Origin of the sequence: Aquincola tertiaricarbonis, from assembly GCF_000969605.1 — a bacterium.
Taxonomy (GTDB): Bacteria; Pseudomonadota; Gammaproteobacteria; order Burkholderiales; family Burkholderiaceae_C; genus Aquincola; species Aquincola tertiaricarbonis.
On record NZ_JZUE01000001.1, the window covers coordinates 139,440 to 156,917 of the forward strand.

Genomic DNA, 17,478 nt, shown 5'->3' on the forward strand with positions numbered 1-17,478 from the left:
AGTGGACTCCAGCAGACAAGGAGACAGCCATGACCGACCCGCTCGTCGCGCGCATCGAGGCGCATCCCAAGTACCACGAGCTGCGCCGCAAGCGCGGCGGCCTGGGCTGGATACTCACCCTGGTGATGCTGGCCGTGTACTACGGCTACATCGCGCTCATCGCCTTCAACAAGCCCTTCCTGGCGCAGCCGCTGGGCGCGGGCGTCACCACGCTGGGCATTCCCATCGGCATGGGCGTCATCGTCTTCACCATCGTCATCACCGGCCTGTACGTGCGCCGCGCCAACAACGTGTACGACCGGCTCACCGCCGAGCTGATGAAGGAGGTGGCACGATGAACCGCAGCACCTCCCGCGCCCTGGCGGCGCTGCTGCTGGCGCTGTGCGTGCCGGCCGCCCTGGCCGCCGGGGGCGACGTGGGCCAGGCCGCCAAGCAGCCCACCAACTGGATCGCCATCGGCATGTTCTCGGTGTTCGTGATGGGCACGCTGTGGATCACCAAGTGGGCTGCTTCGCGCACCCATTCGGCGGCCGACTTCTACACCGCCGGCGGCGGCATCACCGGCTTCCAGAACGGCCTGGCCATCGCAGGCGACTACATGTCGGCGGCCTCGTTCCTGGGTATCTCGGCCGCGGTGATGGCCACCGGCTACGACGGCCTCATCTATTCCATCGGCTTCCTGGTGGGCTGGCCCATCCTCACCTTCCTGATGGCCGAGCGGCTGCGCAACCTGGGCAAGTTCACCTTCGCCGACGTGGCCGGCTACCGCTTCCAGCAGACGCCCATCCGCGCCTTCGCGGCCTCGGGCACGCTGGTGGTGGTGGCCTTCTACCTGATCGCGCAGATGGTGGGCGCGGGGCAGCTCATCAAGCTGCTGTTCGGGCTGGACTACTGGATGGCGGTGGTCATCGTCGGCGCGCTGATGATGCTGTACGTGCTGTTCGGTGGCATGACGGCCACCACCTGGGTGCAGATCATCAAGGCGGTGCTGCTGCTGTCGGGCGTCACCTTCATGGCCTTCATGGTGCTGAGCCAGTTCGGCTTCAGCCCGGAGCGGCTGTTCTCGCGGGCGGTGGACATCCGCACCACCTTCGCCACCAACGCCGGCAAGGCGCCGCAGGAGGCCGCCACCATCGGCGAGGCCATCATGGGCCCGGGCGGCTTCGTGAAGGACCCGATCAGCGCCATCAGCTTCGGCATGGCGCTGATGTTCGGCACCGCCGGCCTGCCGCACATCCTAATGCGCTTCTTCACCGTGCCCGATGCCAAGGAGGCCCGCAAGAGCGTGTTCTGGGCCACCACCTGGATCGGCTACTTCTACGTGCTGATCTTCATCATCGGCTTCGGCGCCATCACCCTGGTGCTGACCAACCCCGAGTTCGCGGACGTCGCCACCGGCGTGATCCACGGAGGGGCCGGTGCTTCCAACATGGCGGCGGTGCTGGTGGCCAAGGCGGTGGGCGGCAATGTGTTCTACGGCTTCATCTCGGCGGTGGCCTTCGCCACCATCCTGGCGGTGGTGGCCGGGCTGACGCTGTCGGGTGCGTCGGCGGTGTCGCACGACCTGTATGCCACCGTGTTCAAGAAGGGCAATGCCGACAGCAAGGCGGAGCTGCGCGTCTCGCGCATCACCACGCTGGCGCTGGGCGTGGTGGCGGTGGTGCTGGGCATCGCGTTCGAGAAGCAGAACATCGCCTTCATGGTGTCGCTGGCCTTCGCCATCGCGGCCTCGGCCAACTTCCCGGTGCTGTTCATGAGCGTGCTGTGGAAGGACTGCACCACCCGCGGCGCGGTGATCGGCGGCTTCCTGGGGCTGGTGTCCTCGGTGGGCCTGACGGTGGTGTCGCCTTCGGTGTGGGAGGTGACGCTGGGCAATCCCAAGGGCTCGGCGCTGTTCCCCTACGCCTCGCCGGCGCTGTTCTCCATGACCATCGGCTTCGTCGGCATCTGGCTGTTCTCGCTGCTGGACCGCAGCGCCCAGGCCGCGCGGGAGCGCGATGCCTTCCCGGCTCAGCGGGTGCGCTCGGAAACCGGCCTGGGCGCGGCCACCGCCTCCGGCCACTGACCGAAGCGCGAGGCGAGGAAGGACGAAGACGGGGCTTCGGCCCCGTGGTCCATCGGCTCGCCGGCCACCACCACGCGGTCGCGGCCCAGGTGCTTGGCGCGATACAGCAGGCGGTCGGCGCGCTGTATCCAGTCGGCCGCATCGCGCACGTGGCGGTCCAGCGCCACCACGCCGAAGCTGGCCGTCACCGGCTGGTCGTCCAGCAGCGGATGGCGGTGCAGCGACAGGCGCAGCCGCTCCATCACCTCGCGCGCCTGGGCCGCATTGGTGCCGGGCAGCAGCACGCCGAATTCCTCGCCGCCGTAGCGGGCCGGCATGTCGATGCCGCGCAGCCCCAGCCGCAGCAGCGCCGCGAAGCGCTGGATGGCCTGGTCGCCGGCGGCATGGCCCCGGCTGTCGTTGATGCGCTTGAAGTGGTCGATGTCCACCAGCACCAGCGTGGCCACCGGGCCGCCGCGGCCGAAGCGCCGGAACTCCGTCTCCACCAGCGCCATCCAGTGCGCGCGGTTGAACAGGCCCGACAGCGCATCGTGGCGGCCCAGCCGGGCCAGGTGTTCCCGCTGCGCCTGCAGCTTGGCCAGCAGGCGGTGGGCGGTGATGCCCACCGCGGCCGGATGCAGCAGCAGCAGCGGGGCGCAGGCCAGCACGTCCAGCATGGTGCTGGCCGGGTGCCAGCGCCAGCCGAAGGCCAGCACGCCCAGGCCGATGCCGGCCGCATGGGCGGCCATGCCGCGCAGCAGCTGGCGGGCACCGGCGGCGATGGCGCTGTCCATGCTCATCATCGACAGCATCAGCAGGCTGGGCAGGGCGCTGAAGCCGATGGCCACCGTCCATGCGCCGCCGGCCAGGTGGTCCAGCACCATGTTGCGGCGCTCGGCCGCATGCGGGTCGGCCGCGCGGCGGGCCAGCCGCCAGCCAATGTGCGGCCAGAGGAAGCCGTGCAGCGCCGGCCCCAGCCAGAACCACCAGGGCGCCGCCTGCTGCCACATGGCGCAGCCCAGTGTGAGGAAGCCCAGCGCCAGGCCCACCATGCGCCCGCGGTAGCTGGCGCGTGCAAAGCCCAGCCGCCGGCCGTGCTGGACGGCGGCGTCTTCGAGGGGCCCGGGAAGTGAGGTCGACATGGTCTGCATCCCGCGGCAGGGGCCGTCGGGCTGCCTGTTTATCGGCCGGCAGCGGCGGTGCTTGACGCCACCGCCCCGCCTCAAGCCGGGCGCGCGGCAGCCGATACGCCCTGCTGGGCCCCGGTGGGCCGAAGCAGTACCCGATGACCGCACCGATCGCCTTCCATGAGTGCCGCGGCCGCCCGGCCGGCCAATGGCTTGTCCGCCCGCGCCCGGCGCGGCCCGCCGCCTGACGCCGCGCTGCCGCACCGATGCCGTTGCCGACCCCGCCAGAAGCCGCGCTGCTGGATGCGATGCTGGACGAGCTGCCCGTGGGCGTGTGCCTGCAGCAGGCCGACGGCCGCGTGCGGCTGATGAACCGCGTGATGGCCGAGCTGCTGGGCCGGCCGCTGCCCGCGCTGCTGGGCCAGGTGCCCTTCGAGCTGCTGGGCCGCTCGCCCAGCCATGCGCAGCGGCTGCGGCGCGAGTTCCTGCAGCAGTTCGAGGCCGGCGGCCTGCGCGAGCGCGAGCTGACCGTGCCCGATGGCCTCCGCGTGCGCACGCTGGTGGTCAACAGCCGGCGGGTGCAGCTGCTGGGCCAGACGCTGATGCTGTCCACCGCGGTGGACGTCACGGAACGCAAGCGGGTGGAGCTGGACCTCACCCGCCGCGCCTTCCATGACGAGCTGACCGGCCTGCCCCACCGCGGGCTGATGCAGGAAATCGTGGGCGCCGCCGTGCGCCAGCACCAGCGCGGCGGGCACTTCGCGCTGGTGGTGGTGGACCTGGACAACTTCAAGCAGATCAACGATTCCTACGGCCATGCGGTGGGCGACAGCCTGCTCAAGGCGGTGGCCGGCCGCATCGGCCAGTGCATCCGCGGCGGCGACACCCTGGCCCGGCTGAACGGCGACGAGTTCCTGCTGCTGCTGGACCCGCTGGGCGACCCCGAGCATCTGCCGCCGCTGCTGGACCGCCTGCTGCAGGCGCTGAAGCAGCCGTTCGACATCGACGGCCGCCAGCTGCTCACCTCCGCCTCGCTGGGGGCCAGCCTGTTCCCGCTGCATGGCGACAGCTACGACTCGCTGCGCCGCTGCGCGGATGCCGCGATGGGCCGTGCGCGCGAAGGCCGGCGCGGGAGCGCCGCGGTGTTCGACGAAGCCATGGGCCGCGCCATCGACCGCCGCATGGACACCGAGCAGCGGCTGCGCACCGCGGTGCGCGAGCGGCACTTCCGCGCCGCCTTCCAGCCCAAGGTGTCGCTGCGCAGCGGGCAGGTGGTGGGCTTCGAGGCGCTGGTGCGCTGGGTGGAGCCCGACGGCACCGTGCATGCGCCCGGCGCCTTCATCGCGCTGGCCGGCCAGCTGGGGCTGCTGGACGAACTCACGCGCCTGATGGTGGACGAGGTGGCGCTGCACCTGCCGGCGCTGCAGGCGCATTTCGGTGCGCAGGTGTCGGTGAGCATCAACGTGTCCGCCCGCCAGGCGGCGGATGCGGCCTTCATCCAGGGCCTGTGCGACCAGCTGGCCGTGGCCGGCATCGCGCGGCATGTGGTTATCGAGCTGACCGAGGATGCCCTGCTGGCCACCCAGCGCTTCCAGCAGGAGGCGCTGCCGCAGCTGCGCGAGGTGGGCGTGCGGGTGTCGATCGACGATTTCGGCACCGGCTATTCCTCGCTGGCCACGCTGGCCGACCTCACCGCCGACGAGGTGAAGGTGGACCGCGCCTTCATCACCGCCATCCATGAGCGGCCGCGCAGCCAGGGCATCCTGCGGGCCATCGAATCGCTGTGCACCGCGCTGGGCATCGAGGTGGTGGCCGAGGGCGTGGAAACCGCGCAGGAGCTGGCCTACCTGCGCCAGCACACCGGCATCGGCCTGGTGCAGGGCTACCTGTTCGCGCGGCCGCAGTTCATCGAGGCGCTGCTGTCGATGCCTCCGGAAGGTGTCACCATCGGGGTTTGCTGACGAGGGAGTTGCCATGGCCGTACGAGCACCTCGCATCGCCGCCATCGGGTTCCTGGCCGCCCTGCTGGCCATCACCGCACCGCCTTCGCGGGCCGAGCACGAGACCCGGGAGCTGTCCGGCTTCGACCGGCTGGAGCTGCGCACCGGCGCACGCATCGTCATCCGGCAGGGCATGCCCGAGGGCATCGAGATCGAGGCCGGGCCCGAGGTGCTGCCGCTCATCGGCACGCGGGTGGACAACCGCACGCTGCACATCCAGGACGAACAGACCTTCGAGCCGCAGGCCGCCCGCGTCACCGTCACGCTGCGGCAGCTGCGCGGGCTCAGCACGTCGGGGCTGACGCAGGTGTCGGCCAGCGGCCTGTCGGGCGGCGAGCTCAGCATCACCGGCGGCGGCGGCAGCGCCATGCGGCTGCAGCGGCTGGAGGTGGGACGGCTGCGCGTGGCCCTGGGCGGCAGCAGCCGGCTGGTGCTGGACGGCAGCGCGCGGGAGCTCACCGCGCAGCTGGGCGGCAGCGCCGGGCTGGACGCCGGCCGGCTGGATGCCGGCGCGGCGATGGTGCAGGGCGGTGGCAGTGCCCGGGCCACGGTGTGCGTGCGCTCGTCGCTCAACGTGGCCATCGGCGGCGCGGCCAGCGTGGGCTACTACGGCATGGTCAAGCCCACGGTGGCCATCGGCGGCACGGCCACGCTGAAGGCGCTGGGCCCGATGCCGGCCCTGCGCTGACGCGGCCGTCCCCGCGTCAGGGGCGCCGCTCGGCGCGCACCCACCAGGCCGTCATGCCGGCGGCCAGCACCAGCAGCGGCAGCGTGGCTGCGTTGAGCGTGGCCCAGCCCACGCCCTGCAGCACCGGGCCTGCGGCCAGCGTGGCCACGGCGGTGGCCGCATAGCGCAGCAGCTCGGCTGCACCCTGCACCCGCGCACGTTCGGCCGGCCGGTAGCTGCGGGCCAGCAGCGTGGTGCCGCCCACGAACATGAAGTTCCAGCCGATGCCCAGCAGCAGCAGCGCCAGCTCGAAGGCCCGCAGCGAGGCGCTGCCCAGCGCGACCAGGCAGCACAGCGCGCACAGCGCCATGCCCAGCGCCAGCACCCGCGGCAGGCCCCAGCGCGCGATCAGCGCCCCGGCGAAGAAGGCCGGCCCGTACATGCCCACCAGGTGCCACTGCATGATGCGCGCGCCGTCGTCGATGGCATGGCCGCAGGCCACGGCGGCCAGCGGCGCGGCCGTCATCACGAACATCATCGCCATGGCGGCCACCACGTTGTTGGCGACCGCCGCGCAGAAGACCGGCTGGCGCATCACCTCGCGCAGCGGCCGGGCGGGCAGGGCCGGCGGGGGCGCGGCGGCCGCGGCCACCGGCGCGTCGCCACCGCGGTACAGCCCGGCCAGCAGCAACACCGACAGGCCGCCGAGCAGCGCCACCATCAGGTAGGCGCCGGCAAAGGCGGACGGGGACAGCCAGTCGCGGCTCCAGGCGGCCAGTGCGGGGCCGGCCAGCGCGGCCAGCACGCCGCCGGTCATCACGCGCGAGACGGCGCGGGCCTTCAGCGCCTCGGGCACGGCGTCGGCGGCGGCAAGCCGGTAGTACTGGGCGAAGGCCTGGAACACGCCCACGGCCGCGGTGCCGGCACAGAACAGCCAGAAGTGCTGCTGCATCACCGCCAGCACCGACACCAGGCCGCCCGCCGCACCGCTGGCCGCGCCCAGCACGAAGGCGCGGCGGCGGCCGATGCGCGCGATGAGCTGCGCCGCGAACCAGGTGACCACCGCGCCGGCCACGGTGATCAACGCAAACGGCAGCGTGGCCAGCGCCGGCACCGGCGCCAGCTGCTGGCCGGTGAGGCCGGTGAGCGTCAGGTCGATGGAGATGGCGGCGATGTACAGCGCCTGGCAGGCGGCCAGCACCAGCGCATCGCGGCGGCTGGTGGCGGCAAGGCGGGGCAGGGCAGGGTCGAGGGTGGACATGGGCACGGCAGGCGGATTGACGTGTGCCCATGGTGGCCGCCACACTGCGGCAGAAATGCCAAACTTCCCGCTTTTTCTGCCATGACGCGCCAGGTGGCCATCGTGGCCTTCGAAGGCTTCGAGCTGCTCGACCTGGCCGGGCCGATGACCGTGTTCCAGATGGCGGCCACGCTGTCGCCGGCACGGCGCGGGCGGCCGGCCTATGCGGTGCAGGCGGTCTCCTGGCGGGGCGGGTCGGTGGCCAGCGTCACCGGGGTGTCGATCGACACCGTCGCCTGGTCCGGGGCCGCACCGGGCACCGTCGTCGTGCCGGGCGGCGCGCCGCTGCGCGAGCAGCGCTGCGGGCCGGCGCTGCAGGCGCTCACGCCCTGGCTGCAGTCGCTGGCGCGCAGCCGGCGGCGCATCACCAGCGTGTGCACCGGCGCCTTCGCGCTGGCCGACGCCGGCCTGCTGGACGGCCGCCGCGCCACCACCCACTGGCGACATGCGGCCACGCTGCAGCAGCTGCATCCGGCGGTGCGGGTGGACAGCGACCGCATCTTCATCCACGACGGCCCGGTGTGGACCTCGGCCGGCATCAGCGCCGGCATCGACCTGGCACTGGCGCTGGTGGAGGAAGACCACGGCACCGCGCTGGCCCAGGCGGTGGCCGGCGAGATGGTGGTCTACCACCGCCGCGCGGGCGGCCAGTCGCAGTTCTCGTCGCTGCTGGCGATGTCGCCGGGCAGCGAGCGCATGCGCGCGGTGCTGGCCCACATCCGCGAGCACCTGACCGCCGCCCTGACGGTGGACGACCTGGCGGCGGTGGCCTGCCTGAGCCCGCGGCAGTTCGCCCGTGCCTTCCGTGCGGAGACCGGCCAGACGCCGGCCAAGGCGGTGGAGCGCATCCGCGCCGAGGCGGCCCGCTTGCGCATCGAGGCCGGCGACGGCAGCGTGGCCGCGGTGGCCCGCGCCAGCGGCTTCGGCGACGAGGAACGCATGCGCCGCGCCTTCATCCGCCTGTATGGACAAGCGCCGCAGGCGGTGCGGCGTGCGGCGCGGGGCGGCACTCGCACCGTTTGAGGATGACGGCATGCGGCGACGCCGCTAAGTTCAGGGCCCGTGGATCTCCCTGTCAATCAGCAGCACCATGCCGACCTACGCCAAGCCACCTTCCGCGGGCGAACGACTTCGCTGGTCGCAACGACAGCAGCGCCTGGGTGAACGCCAGACCGCGCGGTTCGACAAGGCGATGGGTGACCGCGCCGGATTCCAGGCAGCGGCGGGTGAATTCGCCCAGGGCGTTGCCAAGCGCGTCGCCGATCTGGCCGACTTCCTGTACGACAAGCTGGCGGCGCAGGAGGATTCCCGCCATGTCTTGGCGCTGAGTGATGAGATCGAAGCGCGCTTTGCCCGTGGCGCCCAGGGTGTGTTGATCAGGCGGATCACGCAGCGGGTGCCTGACTCCGCGGGCAACTTCCTGCCTACCTACCTGGGCATGTCGGTCGTGGGCGAAGGCGACAGCGAAACGCTCGCGATGCTCAGCTACGAGCAGCTTCGCAGGAAGGAACAGGACTCGCTGGCTGGCCCGAAGCCGACGGTCTGCACACCACTGAATCCGACCGGTCGACCACGCAAGGCCCAGGCAACGCTGCAAGCCGCCCCCGAGGGCTACAACATGGGCTATGCGGCAGCGCTCGGTGCCAAGGTGATGTCTGCCATGGAGCAGAACCCGGGCAACGTCGGGAAGATCACCTTCGGTGACCAGGCGTCGCCCCTTCAGCCGCGCGTGTTCCTGGAGGACTCGTTCGTCTTCATCAGCGCGGAGCGCTGGCAGGCGTTGCGCCGGGGCGGCTAGGAAGCGTTGCCGGTCAGCATCTTCAGGATGCTCGAGAAGTCTTCCCCGCCATGCCCGGCCTTGCTGTGCGCCGCGTACAGCTGGCGCGCCAGGCCGCCCAGCGGCACCGAGGCGTTGGCGCCGAGGGCGGCTTCCAGCGCCAGGCCCAGGTCCTTGAGCATCAGGTCGGTGCCGAAGCCGCCGGTGTAGCCGCGCGAGGCGGGGGCCGCCTCCATCACGCCGGGCATCGGGTTGTATTTTTCCAGCGCCCAGTTGCCGCCGGAGCTGCGGCGCATCACCTCCGACAGCACCTTGGCGTCCAGCCCCAGCGCCTGGCCCAGCGACAGCGCCTCGCTGGTGCCGATCATCAGCACCGCCAGCAGCATGTTGTTGCACAGCTTGGTGGCCTGGCCGGCGCCGGCCTCGCCGCAATGGAACAGGTTGGCGCCCATGTGCTTCAACACTGGCGTGGCCCGTTCCACCGTGGCCGCCTCGCCGCCGATCATGAAGGTGAGGGTGCCGGCCGCCGCGCCCGCGGTGCCGCCCGACACGGGTGCGTCGAGAAAGGCCAGGCCGCGCGCCTGGGCGGCCTCGGCCACCTTGCGGGCGCTGGCCGGCGCGATGGTGCTGCTGTCGATCACCAGCGTGCCGGCGGGCAGCGCGGCCAGCAGGCCGGCCTGCTCGCCCTGCGGCAGGTACAGCGATTCCACATGCCGGCTGGCCGGCAGCATGGTCACCACCACCTGCGCGCCCTCCACCGCGGCGGCGGCGCTGGGCGCGATGCGCAGGCCTTCGGCCGCGTGGCGGCTGCAGGCCTCGGCGCTGAGGTCGAAGCCGGCCACCTCATGCCCGGCCTTCTTCAGGTTGAGCGCCATCGGGCCGCCCATGTGGCCCAGGCCGATGAAGGCGATGCGTTGCTTGTCGTCCATGTTGTCTCCTCGGTGTCCGTGTCAGCTTGTCTAGACAAGATCCGCCAGCGGATGCGGTCCGTCGTGCCGGGGCTGGAAATGCGCATCCACATGGGCCTGGGTCACCGCGTCCAGCGTCGGCGGGTCCCAGCGCGGGTTCTTGTCCTTGTCGATGAGCAGGGCACGCACGCCCTCGGCGAAATCGTTGGCCAGGCAGCAGCCCAGCGACACCTGGTACTCCAGCCGCAGCGCATCGGCCAGCGACAGCGTGCGCGCGCGGCGCAGCAGCTCGTACGACACCGCCGCCGAGCTGGGCGAGCCCTTGATGAAGCCCTGCGCCGCCTGCGCCAGCCAGGGCTCGGCATGGTCGGCCAGGCCGCGCAGCCGCGGCGCAATGTCGGCCAGCCGGTCGTGGCCCATGGTCTTGTTGATGAGGTCGAGGTGGGTGCGCACCGGGGCCGCGGGCAGCTCATCCGGCGTGCCCAGCGCCTCGATCAGGTGGCTGAGCCGGGCACCGTCGCGCTCGGCGTCGCCGCGCCAGGGCGCTTCGGCCATGGCGGCCAGCAGCGCGGCCTTGTCCTCATGGCGGGCCACGAAGTCGGCCAGACCCAGGAACAGCGCGTCGGCCGCATGCACCGAGGCACCGGTGAGCGCCAGGAACAGCCCGGTCTTGCCCGGCATGCGCGGCAGGAACCAGCTGCCCGCCACGTCGGGGTACAGGCCGATCGCCACCTCGGGCATCGCCAGCCGCGTGCGCGGCGTCACCACCCGGTGCGAGCAGCCGGCCAGCAGCCCGATGCCGCCGCCCATCACGATGCCGTGGCCCCAGCCGACGATGGGCTTGGGGTAGGTGTGCAGCCGGTGGTCCAGCCGGTACTCGTGCTCGAAGAAGGCCTCGGCCAGCGGCGACACCGTGCCCGGCGATTCGGTGCGCAGCGACAGGATCTCGCGCGCCAGCGAGGCCACGTCGCCACCGGCGCAGAAGGCCTTGTCGCCGGCCGCGTCCAGCACCACGGCCACGATGCCCTCGTCGTCGGCCCAGGTGTCGAAGGCGGAGGCCAGGCGCTTGACCATCGGCAGGTTCAGCGCATTCAGCGTGGCGGTGCTGTTGAGCGTGACATGGCCGATGCGGTGGCCGCTGGTGGTGGCGAGTTCGCGCACCGCCACGCCGTCGGTGGTCATCTGGTCGAGGTCAAGCATTGCGCCACTCCGGTTGGCGCTTGGCCAGGAAGGCATTGACGCCTTCGCGCTGGTCTTCGCTGTCGAAGAGGGCCACGAAGGCCTCGCGCTCGGCCACCAGCACCTGGTGCGCCGGCTGGTGGCGCGCGCCCTGGATGAGCTTCTTGCACGCGGTGACGCTGGTGGGGCTCTGCCTTTCCACCATCGCGGCCATGGCCAGCGCACGCTGCAGCGCGCCGCCGCGCGGCACCACGTCATCCACCAGGCCGATGCGCAGCGCGGTAGGCGCGTCCACCCGCTCGCCCAGCAACACCATGCGCTTGGCCCAGCTCTCGCCCACCGTCCAGGCCAGCCACTGGGTGCCGCCGGCACAGGGCAGCAGGCCGACGGTGGCTTCGGGCAGGGCCATCTGCGCATGTTCCTCGGCCACGCGCAGGTCGCAGGCCAGCGCGCATTCCAGGCCGCCGCCCATCGCATAGCCGTTGATGGCCGCGATGCTCACGCCGCGGAAGGCGGCCAGCGCCTCGAAGGCTTCGCCGAAGCGGCGCGCCATGGTGGCGGCGCGGCCCTTGTCGCCATCGGCGAACAGCTTCAGGTCGGCGCCGGCGGAAAAGAACTTTTCGCCGCTGCCGGTGATCACCAGGCTGTAGATCTCGCGCTCGGCATTGAGCTGGGCCACCAGCCGGGTGAGGGCGCCCAGGCTGGCCTCGGTCCAGGTGTGGGCCGGCGGGTTGTCCAGCGTCACCACGGCGGTGTGGCCGCGGCGCTCGAGCCGCAGGCCCGTGAATTCAGCGTTGTTCAAGTTGTCCATACAAGTTCAGCGGAGGGTATCGGTCGCGTTGTCCTGCAGCATGCGGCGGGCGATGATCACCCGCATGATTTCGTTGGTGCCTTCCAGGATCTGGTGCACCCGGGCATCGCGCAGCAGCCGCTCCAGCGGGTATTCGCGGATGTAGCCGTAGCCGCCATGCAGCTGCAGCGCCTCGTTGCACACGCGGAAGCCCAGGTCGGTGGCCAGGCGCTTGGCCATCGCGCAGTAGGTGGTGGCGTCGGCATGGGCTGCGTCCAGCTTGCTGGCGGCCAGCCGCACCATCTGGCGCGCGGCCACCAGCTCGGTGGCCATGTCGGCCAGCTTGAACTGCAGCGCCTGGAACTCGGCCAGCGGCTTGCCGAACTGCTTGCGCTCATGCAGGTAGCGCTGCGCGGCGTTGAGTGCGCCCTGGCCGGCGCCCACCGAGCAGGTGGCGATGTTGATGCGGCCGCCGTCCAGGCCCTTCATCGCGATCTTGAAGCCTTCGCCTTCTTCGCCCAGCCGCTGCAACGCGGGCACGCGCACGTCGTCGAAGGCGATCTGGCGCGTGGGCTGGCTGTTCCAGCCCATCTTGTCTTCCTTGCGGCCATAGCGGATGCCTTCGCTCTTCGCATCCAGCACGAAGGCCGAGATGCCGGCCGCGCCCGGGCCGCCGGTGCGCGCCATCACCACCAGCACGTCGGTGGCGCCGGCGCCGGAGATGAAGGCCTTGCCGCCGTTGAGCACGTAATGCTCGCCATCCAGCCGCGCGGTGGTGCGCAAGGAGGCGGCGTCCGATCCGGCGCCGGGCTCGGTCAGGCAGTAGGAGCCCAGCCATTCGCCACGCGCCAGCGGCTGCGCAAAGCGCTCGGCCACCTCGGGCCGCGCGAAGCTGCCCACCATCCAGGTCACCATGTTGTGGATGGTGATGTAGGCCGCGGTGGAGGGGCAGGCCGCGGCCAGTTCCTCGAACACCAGCGTGGCGTCGAGCCGCGACAGGCCCAGCCCGCCCGCGGCCTCGGACGTGTAGAGGCCCATGAAGCCCAGCTCGCCGGCCTGGCGCAGCGTGTCGATCGGGAAGAAGGCCTCGGCGTCCCACTGCGCTGCATGCGGCGCCATCGCGCTCTGCGCAAATTCGCGTGCGGTCTGCTGGAAGGCGCGCTGGTCGTCGTTCAGTTCGAAGTCCATGGGCCGCGGCGCGCCGTCACTTCAGGCTGATGGTGGTGTTGACGCCGGCGCTCACGTCGTCGTCGAACCAGCGGGCGGTGACGGTCTTGGTCTGCGTGTAGAACAGCACCACCTGCTTGCCGTAGGGGCCCAGGTCGCCCAGCTTGGAGGCGCGCGAGCCGCTGAAGGAGAACAGCGGCACCGGCACTGGGATGGGCACGTTGATGCCCACCTGGCCGACGTCGATCTCCTCCTGGAACTTGCGCGCCGCCGCGCCCGACTGGGTGAACAGCGCAGTGCCGTTGCCGTTGGGGTTGGCGTTGATCAGCGCGATGGCGTCGTCCAGCGTCTCGGCCTCGGCCAGGCACAGCACGGGGCCGAAGATCTCCTCGTCGTACACCTTCATGCCCGGCTTCACGCCGGCCAGCACGGTGGGGCCCACGTAGTTGCCTTCGGCCGTGCCGCTGGCCAGTGCCGGCTGGCGGCCGTCCAGCGCCAGTTGCGCGCCTTCCTCGATGCCCTGGCCGATGAGCCGCGTGACACGGTCCTTGGCGGCGCAGGAGATTAGCGGGCCGACGTCGGTGCCCGCGGCATCGCCTGCGCCCACCTTCATCGTGCGGGCCTTGGCCACCAGGTCGGGCACCCACTCGCGCGCCGCGCCCACCAGCACCGCCACCGACACCGCCATGCAGCGCTGGCCGGCCGCGCCGAAGGAGGCGCCGAGCAGCGCGTTGATCGTCTGCTCCTTGTGGGCATCGGGCAGCACCACCGCGTGGTTCTTCGCGCCCATCATGCATTGCACCCGCTTGCCGGCCAGCGACGCGCGCTGGTACACATGGGTGCCCACGCGGGTGGAGCCGACGAAGCTGATGGCCTTGATCACCGGGTGGTCGCAGATGGCGTTGACCACTTCTTCCGCGCCGTGCACCACGTTCAGCACGCCGGGCGGCACGCCGGCTTCCATCGCCAGCTCGCACAGGCGCATGGTGACCATCGGGTCCTGCTCCGAGGGCTTGAGCACGAAGGTATTGCCGGTGGCGATGGCCATCGGGAACATCCACAGCGGGATCATCGCGGGGAAGTTGAACGGCGTGATGCCGGCGCACACGCCCAGCGGCTGCAGCAGGGTGTACGTGTCCACCCCGCCGGCCACGTTGTTGGCCAGCTCGCCCAGCTGCAGGTTGCCGATGCCGGCCGCATGCTCCACCACCTCCAGCCCGCGGAACACGTCGCCTTCAGCGTCGGCCAGGGTCTTGCCCTGCTCGGCGGTGAGGATGGCCGCCAGCTCCTTCATGTTGTCGCGGATCAGCTGCTGGTACTTCAGGAAGATGCGCGAGCGCTGGCCGATGGGCGTCTTGCGCCAGGTCTTGAAGGCTTCGGCCGCGGCCTGTACCGCCGCATCCACCTCGGCCACCGTGGCCAGCGGCACCCGCGCCAGCACCTGCTGCGTGGCAGGGTTGACGATGTCCTTCCACTGCGTGCTCTGCGATTCGACGAGCTGGCCGCCGATCAGCAGCGGCACGGTCTTGGCGGTGGGGGTGAAGCTGGGGGCCATGGAATGTCTCCGTTGTGAAGGGGCAGGTCTTCACACAGAATCTATCCACCAACTTCACAAGCCTCAAGCGTTGCAGAGCAGAAAAGTGCAAACCCTAGTGCGCCCGGAGGCCTGGTTCTTGTGAAGCCTGTGAAGTCGACAGCCATGCCGCCGGCCGGCCGTAAGCTGTTCGTCGGCGCCCGCGTGCGCCGCCTGCGGGAGCAGCGTGGCCTGAGCCAGCAGCTGCTGGCGCAGCGGCTGGGCCTGTCGCTCAGCTACGTGAGCCAGATCGAAAATGACCAGCGCCCGGTCACGGCCGCGGTGCAGCTCAAGCTGGCCGAGGTGTTCGGCGGGGATGCGGCGCAGTTCCCCGAGCACGAGCACCAGCGCCTGCTGGCCGAGCTGGATGCGGCGCTGAACGACCGCACGCTGTCCGCCGCGCCGGTGCCTGCGCCGCAGCTGGCGCGCATGGTGGCGCAGGCGCCCGAACTGGTGCAGGCCTTCCTGGCGCTGCACCAGCGCCACCTGCGGCTGCAGGAGGAGCATGCGCAGACCATCGACCGCTTCTACGGCGAGCTGGGCGGCGACCACCTGCGCGGCCCCATCGCGCCGCCGCCGCACGAGGCGGTGCGCGAGCACTTCAACAAGCTGGAGAACTACGTCGACGTGCTGGACCGTGAGGCCGAGCTCATCGCGGCGCAGCACCAGGTGCGGCCCGGCCGCCGTGCCGCAGCGCTGCGGGCGCTGCTGCAGCAGGCCTGCGGCGTGGAGGTGGTGGCCGCCGCCGGCATGGGCGCCGACGGCAGCCTTCGCCGCTACGAGCGCGCCCGCCGGCGGCTGCATGTGCCGGCGCACCTGAGCGACGCCCAGCAGGCCTACCAGATGGCCACGCAGTACGCGCTGCTGGCCTGCCGCGAGGCCATCGACGCGGTGGTGGGCGCCGCCGGCTTCGCCGATGCCGACACCCGCGCGCTGGCCCACCAGGGCCTAGCGCACTACTTCGCCGGCGCACTGATGCTGCCTTACCGCACCTTTCTGGCCGCGGCGCGCACGGTGCGCTACGACATCGAGCTGCTGGCGCAGCGCTTCCAGGTCAGCTTCGAGACGGTGTGCCACCGCCTGAGCACCCTGCAGCGGCCCGGTGAGCGTGGCGTGCCGGTGTACTTCGTGCGGGTGGACCAGGCCGGCAACATCAGCAAGCGGCAAAGCGCCACCGCCTTCCACTTCGCCCGCCACGGGGGCGCCTGCCCGCTGTGGCAGGTGCACGAGGCCTTTACCCAGCCCGGCCGCATCCTCACCCAGGTGGCCGAGATGCCCGACGGCACGCGCTTCTTCGGCATCGCCCGCACCATCGAGCGCGGCGGCGGCGGCTACCTGGCGCGTCGCAAGCTGTTCGCCGTCGGCCTGGGCTGCGAGCTGGTGCATGCGCACGAACTGGTGTACGCCGATGGCCTGAACCTGGCCGCGCCGCAGCCGGTGGTGCCCATCGGCCCCGGCTGCCGCGTGTGCCCGCGCGCGGACTGCGTGCAGCGGGCCTTTCCGCCGGCCGGCAAGCCGCTGGTGGTCGAGACGGACAGCGAATCGCTGGTGTCCTACCGCTTCGATCAATGATGGAAATATAGGCCCTCAATCGAGGGATTGCATGTAGATATCATCTGGGCGGATCAAATCCACCAGATCTACATGCGCTTTCCCTTCCTGCTGGCCGGGCTGACCATCGGCTGCGCCTTGCTGGCGCTGACGCACGCCACCGCCCATGCCCAGGCCGACACGGGCCTGCGCATCCACGGCTTCGGCACGGTGGGCGTGACCGCCATCAATGCGCCCGACGACTGGGGCATGCGCCGCTCGCACAAGCAGCGGCGCAATGACGGCGGGCTGCGCATGGACGTCGACAGCCGCCTGGGGCTGCAGGCCAACTACGCCCTGGGCGACGAGGTGGAGATGGTGGGCCAGGCGGTGCTGCAGCCGCAGGTGCAGGTGCAGCCGGTGGAACTGGCCTTCGTCGCCTGGCGGCCGCGGCCGGACCTGACGCTGAGGCTGGGCCGCACGAACAACGACGTGGTGCTGCTGTCCGAGTCGCGCAACATCGGCTTCAGCTACCTGTGGGTGCGCCCCAACCACGACGCCTATGGCCCGCTGCCCATCTATCTGCTGGACGGCATCGACGCCACCTGGCAGCACCAGGGCGGCGGCGCCCACTGGAAGGTGCATGCCTTCGCCGGCCGCGGCTCCACCACCGTGGACGGTGCCACCGGCCAGCGCAGCCAGCGCTACGACATCCAGCGGCTGGCGGGCCTCACCGTCTCCCGCGACCAGGGCGGGCTGCACCTGCGGGGCACGGTGGCTGCGGTGCGCGCGGCCCTGGGGCGCACCGCGGTGGCCACCCGGGCCCTGCAGACGCTGGGGCAGGTGGCGGCGCTGCCGCTGCCCACGGTGGCGGCCGAGGCAGCCGAGCTGCGCGAGGTGCTGGGCGGCCTGCTGGATTCGCGGCGGGTCACCTACGTGGGCGCGGGCCTGGCCTTCGACGACGGCGGCCCCTGGATCGCCACCGTGGAGGTGATGCGCGCGCTGTCCGAGGAGCGGTACATCAGCGGCCGCTTCGGCTATGCCAGCCTGGGCCGGCGCATCGGGCCGGTGACGGTGTACGGCACGGCCGGGGTGGGGCGCTTCGGCACCGGCTGGCAGACCCTGTCCGACTGGACCGATGCCCTGGCACCGCTGGCCGGGCCGGAGGTGGCCCGCGCCGTGGGCAACGCCGGCGCCGTCGTGCACCGGGAAGTGCACGGCGGGGCCACCCACCAGCATTCGGTATCGGTCGGCCTGCGCTGGGACCTGCATCCGCGCGCCGCCCTCAAGCTGCAGCTGGACCGCTTCAGCGTGGAGCGCACCGGCAGCCTGTTCTGGACCACCGGGGAAGCCCGGTCCGCGCGGCCCGTGGTGGGCAGCGTGGTGCTCGATTTCATCTTCTGATCGACCACCGCG

At 71.5% G+C, this 17,478-nt stretch carries 15 protein-coding genes; 8 read left to right on the forward strand and 7 right to left on the reverse strand.

Features of this window, described 5'->3' with window-relative positions; all coding sequences use genetic code 11:
- The first annotated feature begins 29 nt into the window (after window positions 1-29).
- Window positions 30-338 carry a DUF485 domain-containing protein gene (locus tag VO99_RS00700; protein ID WP_046110873.1) on the forward strand — a complete coding sequence of 103 codons (309 nt, stop codon included), beginning with the start codon at window positions 30-32 and terminating at the stop codon, window positions 336-338.
- Window positions 335-2,065 (forward strand): cation acetate symporter, encoded by a 1,731-nt coding sequence (locus VO99_RS00705; protein WP_046110874.1) that lies wholly within the window; start codon window positions 335-337, stop codon window positions 2,063-2,065. Before VO99_RS00700 ends, VO99_RS00705 begins: the two co-directional genes overlap by 4 nt.
- On the opposite strand, the gene VO99_RS00710 is transcribed toward VO99_RS00705, so the two are convergent.
- Window positions 2,011-3,186, reverse strand: a complete 1,176-nt coding sequence (locus VO99_RS00710) for a sensor domain-containing diguanylate cyclase (protein WP_198156829.1) — start codon at window positions 3,184-3,186, stop codon at window positions 2,011-2,013. The genes VO99_RS00705 and VO99_RS00710 overlap by 55 nt on opposite strands.
- A gap of 251 nt (window positions 3,187-3,437) precedes the next feature.
- On the opposite strand from VO99_RS00710, the gene VO99_RS00715 reads away from it, so the two are divergent.
- Both VO99_RS00715 and VO99_RS00720 read left to right on the forward strand, forming a co-directional pair.
- Window positions 3,438-5,132, forward strand: a complete 1,695-nt coding sequence (locus VO99_RS00715) for a putative bifunctional diguanylate cyclase/phosphodiesterase (RefSeq protein ID WP_046110875.1) — start codon at window positions 3,438-3,440, stop codon at window positions 5,130-5,132.
- A 13-nt stretch (window positions 5,133-5,145) separates the two neighbouring features.
- Window positions 5,146-5,859 carry a head GIN domain-containing protein gene (locus tag VO99_RS00720; RefSeq protein ID WP_046110876.1) on the forward strand — a complete coding sequence of 238 codons (714 nt, stop codon included), beginning with the start codon at window positions 5,146-5,148 and terminating at the stop codon, window positions 5,857-5,859.
- 16 nt (window positions 5,860-5,875) lie between these two features.
- On the opposite strand, the gene VO99_RS00725 is transcribed toward VO99_RS00720, so the two are convergent.
- Window positions 5,876-7,099: an MFS transporter gene (locus tag VO99_RS00725; RefSeq protein ID WP_046110877.1), complete on the reverse strand. Its 1,224-nt coding sequence runs from the start codon at window positions 7,097-7,099 to the stop codon at window positions 5,876-5,878.
- 81 nt (window positions 7,100-7,180) lie between these two features.
- Between VO99_RS00725 and VO99_RS00730 the strand changes: the two genes are divergently transcribed.
- The gene (locus VO99_RS00730; RefSeq protein ID WP_046110878.1) at window positions 7,181-8,161 is read left to right on the forward strand and encodes a GlxA family transcriptional regulator; all 981 of its coding nucleotides are present in this window, start codon (window positions 7,181-7,183) and stop codon (window positions 8,159-8,161) included.
- Window positions 8,162-8,228: 67 nt separating this feature from the next.
- On the forward strand, window positions 8,229-8,936 hold the full coding sequence (locus VO99_RS00735; RefSeq protein WP_046110879.1) for a hypothetical protein: 708 nt from the start codon (window positions 8,229-8,231) through the stop codon (window positions 8,934-8,936).
- On the opposite strand, the gene mmsB is transcribed toward VO99_RS00735, so the two are convergent.
- Genes mmsB through VO99_RS00760 form a run of 5 tightly spaced genes read right to left on the reverse strand, consistent with a single transcriptional unit; the run spans window position 8,933 to window position 14,514 of the window.
- On the reverse strand, window positions 8,933-9,844 hold the full coding sequence (gene mmsB, locus VO99_RS00740) for a 3-hydroxyisobutyrate dehydrogenase (RefSeq protein ID WP_046110880.1): 912 nt from the start codon (window positions 9,842-9,844) through the stop codon (window positions 8,933-8,935). The two genes, VO99_RS00735 and mmsB, sit on opposite strands and share 4 nt — an antisense overlap.
- Before the next feature lie 30 nt (window positions 9,845-9,874).
- On the reverse strand, window positions 9,875-11,023 hold the full coding sequence (locus VO99_RS00745) for an enoyl-CoA hydratase/isomerase family protein (RefSeq protein ID WP_232315224.1): 1,149 nt from the start codon (window positions 11,021-11,023) through the stop codon (window positions 9,875-9,877).
- Window positions 11,016-11,804 (reverse strand): enoyl-CoA hydratase, encoded by a 789-nt coding sequence (locus VO99_RS00750; RefSeq protein ID WP_232315225.1) that lies wholly within the window; start codon window positions 11,802-11,804, stop codon window positions 11,016-11,018. Before VO99_RS00750 ends, VO99_RS00745 begins: the two co-directional genes overlap by 8 nt.
- A gap of 15 nt (window positions 11,805-11,819) precedes the next feature.
- Window positions 11,820-12,980, reverse strand: coding sequence for an acyl-CoA dehydrogenase family protein (locus VO99_RS00755; protein ID WP_046110883.1), 1,161 nt, complete (start codon window positions 12,978-12,980; stop codon window positions 11,820-11,822).
- 16 nt (window positions 12,981-12,996) lie between these two features.
- Window positions 12,997-14,514: a CoA-acylating methylmalonate-semialdehyde dehydrogenase gene (locus tag VO99_RS00760; protein WP_046110884.1), complete on the reverse strand. Its 1,518-nt coding sequence runs from the start codon at window positions 14,512-14,514 to the stop codon at window positions 12,997-12,999.
- Window positions 14,515-14,658: 144 nt separating this feature from the next.
- On the opposite strand from VO99_RS00760, the gene VO99_RS00765 reads away from it, so the two are divergent.
- Together VO99_RS00765 and VO99_RS00770 are read left to right on the forward strand one after the other, a co-directional pair.
- Window positions 14,659-16,104 (forward strand): short-chain fatty acyl-CoA regulator family protein, encoded by a 1,446-nt coding sequence (locus VO99_RS00765; protein ID WP_046110885.1) that lies wholly within the window; start codon window positions 14,659-14,661, stop codon window positions 16,102-16,104.
- A 72-nt stretch (window positions 16,105-16,176) separates the two neighbouring features.
- A complete protein-coding gene (locus tag VO99_RS00770; protein ID WP_046110886.1) occupies window positions 16,177-17,466 on the forward strand; it encodes a hypothetical protein in 1,290 nt (429 codons plus the stop codon).
- The last annotated feature ends 12 nt before the right edge of the window (window positions 17,467-17,478 follow it).

Excerpts from the sequence above, each read along its gene's own strand:
- VO99_RS00710 (WP_198156829.1), bottom strand. The coding sequence starts at position 3,186 with ATGTCGACCTCACTTCCCGGGCCCCTCGAAGACGCCGCCGTCCAGCAC.
- VO99_RS00760 (WP_046110884.1), bottom strand. The coding sequence starts at position 14,514 with ATGGCCCCCAGCTTCACCCCCACCGCCAAGACCGTGCCGCTGCTGATC.
- VO99_RS00730 (WP_046110878.1), top strand. The coding sequence starts at position 7,181 with ATGACGCGCCAGGTGGCCATCGTGGCCTTCGAAGGCTTCGAGCTGCTC.
- VO99_RS00745 (WP_232315224.1), bottom strand. The coding sequence starts at position 11,023 with ATGCTTGACCTCGACCAGATGACCACCGACGGCGTGGCGGTGCGCGAA.
- VO99_RS00720 (WP_046110876.1), top strand. The coding sequence starts at position 5,146 with ATGGCCGTACGAGCACCTCGCATCGCCGCCATCGGGTTCCTGGCCGCC.
- VO99_RS00705 (WP_046110874.1), top strand. The coding sequence starts at position 335 with ATGAACCGCAGCACCTCCCGCGCCCTGGCGGCGCTGCTGCTGGCGCTG.
- VO99_RS00735 (WP_046110879.1), top strand. The coding sequence starts at position 8,229 with ATGCCGACCTACGCCAAGCCACCTTCCGCGGGCGAACGACTTCGCTGG.
- VO99_RS00700 (WP_046110873.1), top strand. The coding sequence starts at position 30 with ATGACCGACCCGCTCGTCGCGCGCATCGAGGCGCATCCCAAGTACCAC.
- VO99_RS00755 (WP_046110883.1), bottom strand. The coding sequence starts at position 12,980 with ATGGACTTCGAACTGAACGACGACCAGCGCGCCTTCCAGCAGACCGCA.
- mmsB (WP_046110880.1), bottom strand. The coding sequence starts at position 9,844 with ATGGACGACAAGCAACGCATCGCCTTCATCGGCCTGGGCCACATGGGC.
- VO99_RS00770 (WP_046110886.1), top strand. The coding sequence starts at position 16,177 with ATGCGCTTTCCCTTCCTGCTGGCCGGGCTGACCATCGGCTGCGCCTTG.
- VO99_RS00715 (WP_046110875.1), top strand. The coding sequence starts at position 3,438 with ATGCCGTTGCCGACCCCGCCAGAAGCCGCGCTGCTGGATGCGATGCTG.
- VO99_RS00725 (WP_046110877.1), bottom strand. The coding sequence starts at position 7,099 with ATGTCCACCCTCGACCCTGCCCTGCCCCGCCTTGCCGCCACCAGCCGC.
- VO99_RS00765 (WP_046110885.1), top strand. The coding sequence starts at position 14,659 with ATGCCGCCGGCCGGCCGTAAGCTGTTCGTCGGCGCCCGCGTGCGCCGC.